Here is a 12,502-nt window from a genome sequence, read left to right as displayed (position 1 = left end):
CGATAGCATAACTGCCACGCAGGACGTCCGCCTTGCTGCCCGTCCGGCACAGGGCTAGGCTCGCTTGCGAAAATCAACAATTTTTCCGGAGAAAGCGCGCCATGTCGCCAGCCGAAGCTCGCTTGAAGCAAGTTCCCGCCGGCATGACGGACGCCGAGTGGAACCAGCGCGTCAATCTCGCCGCCTGCTATCGCCTCGTCGCGCTGCATGGCTGGGACGATCTGGTCGACACCCACATCTCGGCGCGCGTGCCGGGCCCCGACCATCACTTCCTGATCAACCCTTACGGCCTGATGTTCGAGGAAATCACCGCGTCGAGCCTGGTCAAGGTCGATCTCCACGGCAACCAGCTCAGCGAGAGCGAATACAGCATCAATCCGGCGGGCTTTACCATCCATTCGGCGATCCACGAGGTGCGCGAGGATGCCGGCTGCGTACTTCATCTCCACACGCCTGATGGCACGGCGGTCGCGAGCTGCATGGAGGGCCTGCTGCCGATGAACCAGACCGCGCAATTCGTCACCCACGACCTCGCCTATCACGACTACGAAGGCGTGGCGCTGGACCACGACGAACGCCCGCGGCTGCAGAAGGACCTCGGCAACAAGAACCACATGCTGTTGCGCAATCACGGCACGCTGACGGTCGGCCGTTCGGTCGCCTCCGCCTTCGAGCGCATGTACCACTTAGAGCGGGCCTGCACGATGCAGGTGCGCACCCGCATGTTGGGACCGACCGCCTATCCGATCGAACAGGCCGTGATCGACAAGAACGAACAACTGTTCAGCAATGCCGATTTCGCCGAACGGCGCTCGACCGAACTGGTGTGGCCGCCACTACTACGCAAGCTCGATCGCATCGATCCGAACTACAAGACCTGAGCCAGGCAAGCGTGCGAAAGGTTTTGGCGGCGTGACGGTACTGGTGACCGGCAGTTCCGGCCATTTGGGCGAGGCGCTGGTGCGTACGCTGCAGGCGCAGCGGCGCGATACGATTGGTATCGATGTTCTGCCCGGCGCGTTTACACACCAGGTAGGCTCGATCACCGACCGGGCTTTCGTGCGCCGTTGCATGAAGCACGTCACGACCGTGCTGCACGCCGCCACGCTGCACAAGCCGCACGTCGCAACGCACAGCCGCCAGGACTTCGTTGACGTCAATATCACCGGCACGCTCAATCTGCTCGAAGAAGCCGCCGCAGCCGGCGTCACGGCGTTTGTCTACACCAGCACCACCAGCGTCTTCGGCGATGCGCTGGTGCCGCCGCCGGGCGAGCCGGCAGCCTGGATCACCGAAGACGTCACGGCGGTGCCGAAAAATATCTATGGCGTCACCAAGGCGGCCGCGGAGGACCTGTGCCAGCTGTCCGCGCGCAATCGTTCGCTTCGCACCATCGTGCTGCGCACTTCGCGTTTCTTTCCCGAAGAGGACGACAATCGCGCGGTACGCGAGGCCTACACCGACGCCAACGCCAAAACCAACGAGTTCCTCTATCGCCGCGTCGATATCGAAGACGTGGTCAGCGCGCATCTACTGGCGGCCGATCGCGCGCCATCGGCCGATTTCGCGAAATACATCATCAGCGCCACCACGCCATTCGCGCGCCAGGACGTTGCAGAACTCCGCAACGACGCGCCGCTTGTGGTCCGCCGTTACGTACCAGACTATGAGGCCGAATTTGCACGGCGCGGCTGGACGATGATCCCGGGCATCGATCGCGTCTACGTCAACGACCGCGCGCGGGCCGAACTCGGCTGGCAGCCGCGCCATGATTTCCGCGCGCTGATTGCGCGGCTGCGCGCCGACGAGGACATCCGCAGTCCACTCGCGCGCGAGGTCGGCAGCAAAGGCTATCACGATCGCGTTTTTCGCGAGGGACCCTACCCGGTGGAGTGAGGGCACAGCGAGAAATATCCGGTGGATCGCGCCGGGCGGATGCGCTAAACTGTCAGCCACATACCTCTACACATTCGGAATCAAAACGCCACCCAATCCCGGGCGGCGTTTTTATTTGAGGCACTGCCGTAGGATGGGTAGAGCGCAGCGAAACCCATCATCTCGCCGCGCTAAGATCGCTCGCCGAAATCCCCGCTCAGCTTTGCGGCGTCACCGCCCCAATCCTCAGGATAGATTCCAAGCTGCACCATCCGATGGAACGACGAATATTGCCAATCCCTGACCCGTTCCACGAGTCCATGCTTGACCGGATTGATATGAACGTAGTCGATGTGACGCCCAAATCGTCCTCATCGCGGATCGTGTGCTCCCAATAGCGCCGTTGCCAGATGCCTCGCTCCCTCTTGGCGGCACGGCTAGCCGAAATAGGCTCGCCAGCGCCGAGGTTGCGTGAGAACGTCGATTTGATCAGCCGCCAGCGCGTGGAAAAATCCCGGTCACCTTCAGGCAGCGTCCAGACCGCATGGAGATGATCCGGCAGTACGACCATTGCGTCGATTGCGAATGGATGACGTCGGCGGATCTCGCGAAACGCGGAGCGGAGGGCTTCAATATTCTCCGTCAGCAGCCGCAACCGGCGGTCGGCAAGATTGACCGTAAAGAAGAAACAGCCGCCGGGGATGAAATTGCGACGGTACGCTGTCATGGCCTGCTCGATCGACGAATTGATGGGTTTCGCTGCGCTCTACCCATCCTACGGAGCCCCCCTTGGAATTCGCGCTACTTCCCCGCCTCCGCGAACGCCCCCAAGATCCGCGCCCAGGAGCGGATGCCCTTGTGATAGCTTTTCAGGTCATACTTCTCGTTCGGCGAATGGATGTTGTCGTCGTCGAGGCCGAAGCCGACCAGCACGGTGTCGAGGCCGAGCGTGCGCTTGAAATCCGCCACGATCGGGATCGAGGCGCCCGAGCCGATCAAAAGCGCTTCCTTGCCCCACTCGTCCGTCAGCGCGCGCTTGGCGGCGGCCAGCGGCTTCATGTTCCAGTCGAGCGCGATTGCCGGCGCGTTGGAATGGTCGGTGAACTCGGCCGTGCAATCGGCGGGCAGGCGCGCCCGGACATAGTCGCGGAATGCCTTGCGGATCTTTTCCGGGTCCTGTCCCTCCACCAGGCGGAACGAAACCTTGGCGGAAGCCTCCGCCGGGATCACGGTCTTGGAGCCCTCGCCGGTATAGCCGCCGATGATGCCGTTGATGTCGCAGGTCGGACGCGAGGACACCTGTTCGATCAAGAGACGATCCTTCTCGCCGGCCGGAATGGAGAGACCGATCGGTTTCAGGAATGACTCCGGTGTGAGATTGAGGTTCTTCCACTGCGCCAGGATGTCCGGCGGCAGGTCCTTCACGCCGTCGTAGAATCCGGGAATAGTGATATGGCCGTTGTCGTCGTGGAGGCCGCCGAGAATGTTCGTCAGCACCCGGATCGGATTGCGCGCACCGCCGCCGAAGATGCCGGAATGCAGGTCGCGATTGGCGGCCTTGATCTTGACCTCGTCATAGACCAACCCGCGCAGCGAGGTGGTGATCGCCGGCGTGTTCTGGTCCCACATGCCGGTGTCACACACCAGCGCGAAATCGGCCTTGAGGTCGGCCGTGTTCGCTTCCAGGAACGGCACGAAATTCTTCGATCCGATTTCCTCCTCACCCTCGATGACCATGGTGACATCGACCGGCAGCGATCCCGTGACCTTCTTCCAGGCGCGGCAAGCCTCGACGAAGGTCATCAACTGCCCCTTGTCGTCCTCCGCGCCCCGCGCCACGATGATCTTGCGGCCGTCGGCGTGGTCGGTGACGACAGGCTCGAACGGCGGGCGGTGCCAGAGGTTCAAAGGATCGACTGGCTGCACATCATAATGCCCGTAGAACAGCACGTGCGGCCGGCCGCCCGCGCCGCCATTGGCTTTGGCAACGATCGCGGGGTGCCCCGCCGTCGGCCTCACCTCGGCCTTGAAGCCGAGCGTCGCGATATCCTTGGCAAGATGATCGGCAGCCGCCTTGCAATCGCCGGCGAAGGCCGGGTCGGCCGAGATCGACTTGATCCGCAACAGCGCAAACAGCCGCTCGAGGCTGTTGTCGAAATCGGCGTCGATGTGGTCGAGGACCGGCTGGATCATTGCGTTGGACATGGCTGACTATCCTTAAGTTACCCTTGGCTGTGGGCCTTGTTATTGGCATCAAGTTGTAGCTTGCCCGCGGCCTGGGGCAAGGCAACATCCGCGGCAGGCGGATGCAATATGTGCCAGACCAGCCCTGCCGTCAGCAGGATGGTGGCGGCGAGATTGTTGCCATAGGCCTGCAGGTCGATCGGAAACAGCGGAAGCGACAGGCACAGCAACCCGCCCGCGGCGGCGAGCAGCGCCCATGTGCCAAGCTTGACGGCAGCGCGCGGATCATAGGCGGCGCGATGGGCCAGCACGGTGATCGGAAAGAACAGCCAAAGGAAGTAATATTGGCGGGCCAAAGGCGAGGCGACGGTGATCAGGCAAAAGAGAATGCCGATCTCCTCGGCATCCGACCGTTCAGTTCGGCGCGATGCAGGCGGCATGACCACGACATAACCGAGGCCGATCGCAAGCGATATCGCCAGCACGACAAGGTTCGCCGTCTTGAAATCGAGATTGGCGACATTCATCGTGCGCACGGGCTTGGATGGATCGTCCTGATTGTAGTTCACCGGCCGCGTCAGCCGGTGCGTCACCGCGATGATCGACTGATTGACCCAGGACCAGTTCTGCTCGTCGCGCTGTCCGAACCCCTTCGCTGAGCTCGACCCCACCATGCCCTGGTACCAGGTCTTCAGCTCCGTGAAATTGTGCTGGAAGCCGCGAAACGGCGCCGGCAGCACGAACAGAAACACGCCGACGAACACCAGCATGCTCGCGGCCGCCGCCCACTGTCTTCGCCACACCAGATAAGGCAACACCGCCACCGGAAACACCTTGATGGCGGCGGCAAGCGCAAACATGCACCCCGCCATCCAGCCGCGCTGGTCCCGCAACAACCAGAATCCATAGAGCATCAGCGCGAGCAGCAGGAGGTTCGGCTGGCCGAGGTCGAACATGTCGAACACGAAGGTGACGGTGACGAAACCCGGCAGCGCTTCCAGCCACGGCCCGGGCTTCCGCCCCGATCCCGCCATCGCATGCGAGAACTGCGCGGTCATCCACCAAGCGACGATGTTAAGGAACGACAGGCACAGATAAAGCGGGATCTTGCCGAACCAGCTCGGGATCGCGAGCAGCACCGCCGACAGCGGCGGATAGATGAACTCGAAATAGCTGGCGGGATCGTCGGGATAGAGATTTTTGCCCTGCAGCACCTGCTGCCCCGCCCAGAACCACAGCGGATAGTCCTTGGTCTTGCCGTTGCCCCAGATTTCCGGGACCAGGACATCGGCGGTCAAGGCAACGCAGCAGACCAGAAACAGGAGATCGAGCGGCCTTCGTAGCGACGGATATCTCAGCACACGCTCGTTCCGGATTCAGAGGGAGATCGTAGCTTTACCGCCGCAGCAATCCGCCGAGTGCGCCGCGCACCAGCGCGCGCCCGACCGAACTGCCGAGCGATCCGCCGACTGATTTGCCGAGATCGGCGACGATGCCGCCCACCACCTTGTTGGTGACGGATCGCGTAACGTCTCGCGCAATCACCTGGCCGGTCGACAGCCTGCCGCGCCTGACGTTGGTGCCGAAGATCGTGCCGACGATCGAACCGATCTGTCCGAGAATTCCGCCGCCGCTTCCGCCGGCATCCGTTCCGTCCGCGGGCGCCGCCGTTCCGGCCACACGGTTCAGCAGCATCTCATAGGCGGATTCGGCATCGACCGCGGTATCGTATTTGCCCTTGACCGGGCTCTTGTTCATGATCGCCTTGCGCTCTTCCGGCGTGATCGGCCCGATCCGCGCCGTCGGCGGCCGGATCATGACGCGCTCGACCATGGTCGGCGTGCCGCCGCCTTCGAGGAACGACACCAGCGCTTCACCCTTGCCGAGTTCCATGATGACGCGGGCGGTGTCGAGCTTCGGGTTGGGCCGGAAGGTCTGCGCCGCCGCATTCACCGCCTTCTGGTCGCGCGGCGTGAAGGCACGTAGCGCGTGCTGCACGCGGCCGCCCAACTGGGCCAGCACCTTGTCCGGCACGTCGATCGGGTTTTGCGTGACGAAATAGACGCCGACGCCCTTGGAGCGGATCAGGCGGACCACCTGCTCGATCTTGTCCAGCAGCGCCTTCGGCGCGTCGTTGAACAACAGGTGCGCCTCGTCGAAGAAGAATACCAGTTTCGGCTTCGGCAGATCGCCGGCTTCCGGCAGCTCTTCAAACAGTTCCGACAGCATCCACAACAGGAAGGTGGCGTAGAGCCTGGGACTCTCCATCAGTTTGTCGGCGACCAGAATATTGACGATCCCCCGGCCATCACTGTCGGTCTTCATGAAATCCTTCAGCGCCAGGGCCGGCTCGCCGAAGAATTTCGTTCCGCCCTGATTTTCCAGCACCAGGAGCTGGCGCTGAATGGTCCCGATCGTTGCCTTGCTGACATTGCCGTAGCTCTGCGCGGCCTTTCGGATCTCGGCGAGTTCATCCTCTTCGGCATCCGGCCCCTTTTTGCCGCCGGCTGGCGCGATCGCATCCAACAGCGATCGCAGATCCTTCATGTCGATCAGCGTCAAGCCGTTTTCATCCGCCACACGGAATGCGACATTGAGAACGCCTTCCTGCACGTCGTTCAGATCGAGCATCCGCGACAGCAATAACGGTCCCATCTCCGTGACCGTGGCGCGGACCGGATGGCCCTGCTCGCCGAACACGTCCCAGAACACCGTTGAGAATTGGTCAGGCTGGAAATTGAGGCCCATCTCTCCGGCGCGCTTGAGGATGAAGTCCTTGGCCTCGCCGACTTCGGAGATACCGGACAGGTCGCCCTTGATATCGGCCGCGAACACGGGAACACCGGCGCGGGCAAAGCCCTCCGCCATCACCTGCAGCGACACGGTCTTGCCGGTCCCGGTTGCTCCGGTGACAAGGCCGTGCCGATTGGCAAGCGCGAGCGCCAGCCAGGCCGTCTGTTCGCCCTTACCGATGAAAATCTTCTCGTCGGTATCAGTGGTCTTAATATCGGAGGTCGCCATCACATCGCCTCATCGCGCATCGGGGAGCTTTTCGTGTCAAGTCACACCATCATATCGCATCCTGTCCGCTGATTGAAACCGTCAGCGACACCGTCGCAGCGCACCAAGGACCATGCCTCTCATACTTTTTCCCGACCTTCGGCAGAAAAATCGAGGGCGCAGCGCAATAACTCTGCATGAATCCGGCATTCACTCTTGCATTGCTGCAACACTCGTCGCGCGAATCGAGAACCACATCGCCTTGATGTGCGCGGATCGCTTGTATTTCAGGTCGCAGGCGCTCAAGATCATTTTAGGAGTAGACGACCCGGTTAAACCGGTTGGGGACGGGGCAAATATGGACGAACTGATAGGGCGGCTGGCCTCCAAGGCCGGCATCGATAGCGCTGTCGCTGAAAAAACCGTCGGAATCGTTCTGGGTTTTCTCCGTAACGAGGGGCCCTCCGACAAGGTTCAGGCCCTGATCGACCAAATTCCGGGTGCCGAAGCTGCGATTGCGGCGTCCAGCAGCAATGGCGGCTTCTCACGGCTGATGGGCGGGGGCTTGATGGCGGTCGGCACCAGGCTGATGGCGCTCGGTCTGAGCATGAGTGAGATTCAAAACGTGGCGCGTGAACTTTTCAGGTTCGGCCGCGACAAAATCGGAGCGGATCAAATGGGCGAAATCATTTCAGGGACACCAGGCCTCAACCAATTCGCATAATACGCATCTTGGTGAGCGCATTCGGCCTGGGCACATTCTTTTTTCATCGAGTATCATGACTTATCCCCTTTCCGAGATCGATGGCCTGACCGCCTACTCTGCCTCGAAACTGAAATCGCTGGGCATTCGCACCACCGATGCACTGCTGGAAGCCGCCCGCACGGTGAAAGGGCGCAAGGCGCTTGCTGCGAAGACCGGAATCAGCGAGCAGCAACTGCTCGAGTGGGCCAATTTTTCCGACTACATGCGCATTCCCGGGATGGGCAAGGCCAAGGTAGGCCTGGTGCGCGCGGCCGGCGTCACCACCGTGCGTGAACTCGCACTCCGCAATCCGGCGCGGCTCGCCCAGAATATGAAAGACGTGAATACCAAGCGCAAACTTGTCCGGGTTTTGCCCTCGGAAAGATCGGTCGAGCAACTGATCGAGCAGGCACGCAAGCTTCCGCCGATGATCAGCTACTGAAGCCGGTCAGGCCGGACTGCGGGACCCTCCTCTCACGCCTTGACTCCCCGGCGCGGACCGCGCAAAGCGACCGAATGATCGCAGCCAAGCCCAGCCCCACCGCCGCGACCGGTCCGGCCGGTCATCCGGTGCTGCCTGTGCTGCTGTCCAGGCCCTATCCGGCAGTGATGGGCGTGCTGAATGTAACGCCCGATTCATTCTCGGACGGCGGGCAATTCGCCGCCCCCGAGCGCGCGCTGGCCCAGGCCCGGCGGATGATCGCCGAAGGCGCCGACATCATCGACATCGGTGCGGAATCCACCCGGCCCTACGGGTCGGAACCGATCTCGGCAGAAGAAGAATTGAAGCGCCTGCAGCCCGTGCTTCCCGAAATCGTCGCGCTCGGCATTCCCGTGTCGATCGACAGCATGAAATCGGCCGTGGTCGCCTGGGCGCTCCATCAGGGCGCCGCCGTCGCCAACGATGTCTGGGGCTTGCAGCGCGATTCCGGTATGGCTGGCCTCGTCGCCGAGCGCGGCGTGCCCGTCATCATCATGCATAACCGCGATAGCGCCGATCCCGCTGTAGATATCATGCAGGATATCGCCGATTTCTTCGCGCGTTCGCTCGACATCGCGGCGAAAGCGGGAATTTCGCCTGACAAGATCGTGCTCGACCCCGGCATCGGCTTCGGCAAGACGCCCGAGCAGAGCATGATCGCACTGGCGCGGCTCGGCGAGTTGCAGTCGCTCGGATTTCCACTCTTGGTCGGCGCCTCGCGCAAGCGTTTCATCAGCACGGTGACGCCATCGGAGCCGCATCAGCGTCTCGGCGGCTCGATTGCCGCGCATCTGCTGGCGGCTCAAAACGGGGCGCGGATCATCCGGGCGCATGACGTCGCCGAGACCGTACAGGCGCTGCGCGTCACCGCCGCAATCAGGGAACAGGAATGAGCGATACGATCTTCATCACCGGCGTCGTCATCCATGCCCGCCACGGCGTGATGGAGCACGAGACCGAAGTCGGGCAGCGTTTCGTCATTGATCTCGAACTTTCCATCAACCTGTCGGAACCCTCACGCACCGATCACCTGTCCGACACCGTATCCTATGCCAGTGTGGTGGCGACCGCGACGGCGGCGTTCAAGAACACCAATTACAAGCTGCTGGAGCGCGCCGCCGGCGCCGTTGCAGACGCGACACTCGCGGCGTTTGCGCGCATCGATGCGGTCAAGGTCACCGTGCACAAGCCGCATGCGCCGATTGCCGCGATCTTCGAGGATGTCGGCGTGGTGCTGACGCGCAAGCGGCAATCGCCCTGAGATGGCGGATGTGCTGATCGCGCTCGGCGGCAATGTCGGCGACGTCCGCGCGACATTCAACAAGGCCATCTCCAATATTTGCGGCATGACACAGGCCGCCCTGCTGGCGCGTTCCTCCGACTACACCACCCCGCCCTGGGGCGACGAACAGCAGGCGCCCTTCACCAACGCCTGCATCGAGATCGAAACCAGCCTCGATCCGCATGCGCTCCTGTTCACGCTGCACAAGATCGAGAAGAAGTTCGGCCGCGACCGCGCCAATGAGAAACGCTGGGGTCCGCGCACCCTCGACCTCGACCTGATCGCCTATGACGACGTCAGAATCGACAAGCCGGAACTGACGCTGCCCCATCCGCGGGCTTTCGAGCGCGCCTTCGTGCTGGTGCCGCTGGCCGAGATCGCGCCCGACCGTGTCATTGCGGGACGCCGGGTCCGGGATGCGCTAGCGCAGTTGTCGACCGCGGGTATCCAGCGGTTGCCCGACCTCGATTGACCCCGAAAGACCCCAAAACAACCGTTTGGCTTGGCGGCCGCCCCGTGGCAATTTCCGGCCAAATCAAGAGACGACCAGGGATTAATGGGCCGGATGACCAAGACTGACGAGCTGACACTGGCCGCGGAATTTCCGCAGGCGACCTACGAGGACTGGCGCAAGCTGGTCGACGGGGTGCTGAAGGGCGCGCCGTTCGAGAAACTGGTCAGCAAGACTGCCGATGGATTGAAGATCGATCCGATTTATCCCCGCGCGCAGGGTGCTGCGCCCGTCGCTGGCCGCGCCGCCGCCGCGCCCTGGCAAATCATGCAGCGGATCGACCATCCGGATGCGAGGCAGGCCACTGCGCAGGCGTTGCATGATCTCGAAAACGGCGCCACGGGGCTAACGCTCGTGTTCGCAGGCTCCAATGGCGCGCACGGTTTTGGGCTGGATCCTTCAGCGGAGGCCATCGCGCAGGTTCTCGACGGTATTTATCTCGACGCCGGCATCGGCATCGAACTTCAGATCGGCCCGCAGTCGCGAATGGCCGCCATTCACGTCGCCGAATACATCAAGCGCAAAGGCATTGATCCTGCGGCCTGCGACATCCGCTTCGGTCTCGACCCGCTCGGATCTCGTGCGGCATGGGGCTCCAGCCCCAATGACTGGGCCGAGATCGTGACCGCGACCACAAGCGTCGTCAGAGACATTGCAGCGATCGGCTTCAAGGGCCGGTTTACGGCAGCCGATGGACGGGTGATCCACGATGCGGGCGGATCGGAGGTGCAGGAGCTGGCATACGTGCTGGCGGCCGGTGTCGCTTATCTGCGCGCGATCGAGCAAGCTGGAATTGCGCTCGAAGATGCGCAAGGCATGGTCTATGCGCGGCTTAGCGCAGATGCCGACCAGTTCCTGACGCTGGCGAAATTCCGGGCGCTGCGGCTGTTGTGGGCGCGAATTGAACAGGCCTGCGGCCTGACACCCAAGCCGCTGTTCGTCGCCGCCGATACCGCCTGGCGCATGCTGACGCAACGCGATCCTTACGTGAACATGTTGCGCGCGACGGTAGCGACCTTCTCGGCCGGCCTCGGTGGCGCCAACGCGATTGCCGTATTGCCGCACACGCTGGCCTTGGGATTGCCCGACCCGTTCGCCCGGCGCGCCGCGCGCAATACGCAACTGGTGCTGCTGGAAGAATCCAACCTCGCCAAGGTCTCCGATCCCGCGGCCGGCTCCGGCGGCATCGAAACTCTGACGAAGCAGCTTTGCGAAGCCGCATGGTCGCTGTTTCAGGAGATCGAGAAGGCCGGCGGCATGTTCCCCGCGCTCGAACAGAACCTGATCCAGCGCAAGGTCGCAGCGGCCCGGGCCGCACGCGAGGCCAATATCGCCAAGCGGAGAGACGTGCTCACCGGTGCCAGCGAATTTCCGAACCTGCACGAAGCCGAAGTCGCCGTGCTCGATGCGAAGCCGGTGGTGCTGCCGCCCTATGGCGAGGCAAAATTCAAGTTCGATCCGCTGCCGCCAATGCGGCTGGCCGCGCCGTTCGAGGCGCTGCGGGACAAGTCGGACAGTGCGCTCAAGACATCAGGCGCGCGGCCAAAAATCTTCCTCGCCAATCTCGGCACGGCCGCCGACTTCACAGCGCGCGCCACCTTCGCCAAGAACTTCTTCGAGACCGGCGGCGTCGAGGCGTTGGACACGCAAGGTTTTGCTGACCCCGCAGCGCTTGCCGCCGCGTTCAGGGCGTCCGGCGCGGCTATTGCGTGCCTGTGCTCGTCCGACAAGGTCTATGCGGAACACGCAGCGGCCGCCGCCAGGGCCCTTCAAGCCGCCGGCGCCAGACATATCTATCTGGCAGGGCGGCCCGGCGAACAGGAGGCCGCGTTGCGCACGGCCGGTGTCGGCGACTTCATCTTTGCCGGCGGCGATGCCCTGGCGATGCTGCAGGAAGCCTGGCAGCGGATGGAGCGAGCATGACGGAAAACAACCATAAGACGGTGCTGACTGGCGGCTGCCAGTGCGGCGCCGTCCGCTTCGCGATGTCGAAAGCGCCGACCAAGGTTAGCATCTGCCATTGCCGGATGTGCCAGAAAGCATCGGGTGCGCCCTTTGCCTCGCTCGCCGATATCGAGCACGAGCATTTCACCTGGACCCGCGGCAAGCCGGCGACATTTCAGTCCTCCTCCATCGCCGAGCGCGATTTCTGCGCGGCCTGCGGCACGCCCCTAACCTACCGGCTGATCGGCGGCCCCCGGATCGAGATCATGACCGGCGCGTTCGACCGCCCCGACCGGGTGGTGCCGACCCGGCAATATGGATCCGAGTCTCGGCTCGGCTGGGTGGTCGGCATCGCCAACCTGCCGAGCCAGACCACGCAGCAGAACTACGGCCCGGAAAAGATGGCCACCATCGTCAGCCACCAGCATCCGGACCATGATTGAGATGAAGCGGACAGGACAACGACGTTTGGGTTCGCTT

12 protein-coding genes and 1 pseudogene are annotated in these 12,502 nt (G+C 62.9%); 9 read left to right on the top strand and 4 right to left on the bottom strand.

Going from position 1 to position 12,502, the window contains the following annotated elements; genetic code table 11:
• Window positions 1-101 precede the first annotated feature (101 nt).
• Window positions 102-881, top strand: coding sequence for a class II aldolase/adducin family protein (locus V1279_RS09125; protein WP_334434516.1), 780 nt, complete (start codon window positions 102-104; stop codon window positions 879-881).
• A gap of 31 nt (window positions 882-912) precedes the next feature.
• Entirely contained in the window at window positions 913-1,896 is a 984-nt protein-coding gene (locus tag V1279_RS09120) for an NAD-dependent epimerase/dehydratase family protein (protein ID WP_334434514.1), read from the top strand.
• 170 nt (window positions 1,897-2,066) lie between these two features.
• Here V1279_RS09120 and V1279_RS09115 read toward each other — a convergent pair.
• From V1279_RS09115 to V1279_RS09100, 4 genes and pseudogenes are all read right to left on the bottom strand, one after another.
• Window positions 2,067-2,602 (bottom strand): annotated as a pseudogene (locus V1279_RS09115) (REP-associated tyrosine transposase).
• Between the two features lie 74 nt (window positions 2,603-2,676).
• Complete coding sequence (locus V1279_RS09110; RefSeq protein ID WP_334434512.1) at window positions 2,677-4,080, bottom strand: M20/M25/M40 family metallo-hydrolase; 1,404 nt, start codon at window positions 4,078-4,080, stop codon at window positions 2,677-2,679.
• Window positions 4,081-4,097: 17 nt separating this feature from the next.
• Window positions 4,098-5,417, bottom strand: a complete 1,320-nt coding sequence (locus V1279_RS09105) for a glycosyltransferase family 87 protein (protein ID WP_442894881.1) — start codon at window positions 5,415-5,417, stop codon at window positions 4,098-4,100.
• Between the two features lie 37 nt (window positions 5,418-5,454).
• On the bottom strand, window positions 5,455-7,080 hold the full coding sequence (locus V1279_RS09100) for a helicase HerA-like domain-containing protein (RefSeq protein WP_334434508.1): 1,626 nt from the start codon (window positions 7,078-7,080) through the stop codon (window positions 5,455-5,457).
• Between the two features lie 337 nt (window positions 7,081-7,417).
• On the opposite strand from V1279_RS09100, the gene V1279_RS09095 reads away from it, so the two are divergent.
• The 7 genes from V1279_RS09095 to V1279_RS09065 all read left to right on the top strand — a co-directional run bounded on the left by V1279_RS09095 (window position 7,418) and on the right by V1279_RS09065 (window position 12,465).
• Window positions 7,418-7,783: a DUF2267 domain-containing protein gene (locus tag V1279_RS09095; protein ID WP_334446277.1), complete on the top strand. Its 366-nt coding sequence runs from the start codon at window positions 7,418-7,420 to the stop codon at window positions 7,781-7,783.
• Window positions 7,784-7,838: 55 nt separating this feature from the next.
• On the top strand, window positions 7,839-8,246 hold the full coding sequence (locus V1279_RS09090) for a DUF4332 domain-containing protein (RefSeq protein ID WP_334434506.1): 408 nt from the start codon (window positions 7,839-7,841) through the stop codon (window positions 8,244-8,246).
• A gap of 74 nt (window positions 8,247-8,320) precedes the next feature.
• Window positions 8,321-9,178, top strand: a complete 858-nt coding sequence (gene folP, locus V1279_RS09085) for a dihydropteroate synthase (protein ID WP_334434504.1) — start codon at window positions 8,321-8,323, stop codon at window positions 9,176-9,178.
• On the top strand, window positions 9,175-9,546 hold the full coding sequence (gene folB / locus V1279_RS09080) for a dihydroneopterin aldolase (RefSeq protein WP_334434502.1): 372 nt from the start codon (window positions 9,175-9,177) through the stop codon (window positions 9,544-9,546). The genes folP and folB overlap by 4 nt, the downstream gene beginning before the upstream one ends.
• Window position 9,547: 1 nt before the next feature.
• Complete coding sequence (gene folK / locus V1279_RS09075; protein WP_334434500.1) at window positions 9,548-10,039, top strand: 2-amino-4-hydroxy-6-hydroxymethyldihydropteridine diphosphokinase; 492 nt, start codon at window positions 9,548-9,550, stop codon at window positions 10,037-10,039.
• 93 nt (window positions 10,040-10,132) lie between these two features.
• Window positions 10,133-12,001 (top strand): methylmalonyl-CoA mutase subunit beta, encoded by a 1,869-nt coding sequence (locus V1279_RS09070; protein WP_334434498.1) that lies wholly within the window; start codon window positions 10,133-10,135, stop codon window positions 11,999-12,001.
• Window positions 11,998-12,465, top strand: coding sequence for a GFA family protein (locus tag V1279_RS09065; protein ID WP_334434496.1), 468 nt, complete (start codon window positions 11,998-12,000; stop codon window positions 12,463-12,465). Before V1279_RS09070 ends, V1279_RS09065 begins: the two co-directional genes overlap by 4 nt.
• The last annotated feature ends 37 nt before the right edge of the window (window positions 12,466-12,502 follow it).

It is taken from the genome of Bradyrhizobium sp. AZCC 1610, from assembly GCF_036924515.1.
Taxonomy (GTDB): domain Bacteria; phylum Pseudomonadota; class Alphaproteobacteria; order Rhizobiales; family Xanthobacteraceae; genus Bradyrhizobium.
Note: the sequence above shows the minus strand (reverse complement) of the source record. Positions and strands in the feature narration are given on the sequence as shown.

Bases quoted from the DNA above. Each gene is read 5' to 3' on its own strand.
- V1279_RS09125 (WP_334434516.1), top strand. From the start codon at position 102: ATGTCGCCAGCCGAAGCTCGCTTGAAGCAAGTTCCCGCCGGCATGACG.
- V1279_RS09110 (WP_334434512.1), bottom strand. From the start codon at position 4,080: ATGTCCAACGCAATGATCCAGCCGGTCCTCGACCACATCGACGCCGAT.
- V1279_RS09100 (WP_334434508.1), bottom strand. From the start codon at position 7,080: ATGGCGACCTCCGATATTAAGACCACTGATACCGACGAGAAGATTTTC.
- V1279_RS09095 (WP_334446277.1), top strand. From the start codon at position 7,418: ATGGACGAACTGATAGGGCGGCTGGCCTCCAAGGCCGGCATCGATAGC.
- V1279_RS09090 (WP_334434506.1), top strand. From the start codon at position 7,839: ATGACTTATCCCCTTTCCGAGATCGATGGCCTGACCGCCTACTCTGCC.
- folP (WP_334434504.1), top strand. From the start codon at position 8,321: ATGATCGCAGCCAAGCCCAGCCCCACCGCCGCGACCGGTCCGGCCGGT.
- folB (WP_334434502.1), top strand. From the start codon at position 9,175: ATGAGCGATACGATCTTCATCACCGGCGTCGTCATCCATGCCCGCCAC.
- folK (WP_334434500.1), top strand. From the start codon at position 9,548: ATGGCGGATGTGCTGATCGCGCTCGGCGGCAATGTCGGCGACGTCCGC.
- V1279_RS09070 (WP_334434498.1), top strand. From the start codon at position 10,133: ATGACCAAGACTGACGAGCTGACACTGGCCGCGGAATTTCCGCAGGCG.
- V1279_RS09065 (WP_334434496.1), top strand. From the start codon at position 11,998: ATGACGGAAAACAACCATAAGACGGTGCTGACTGGCGGCTGCCAGTGC.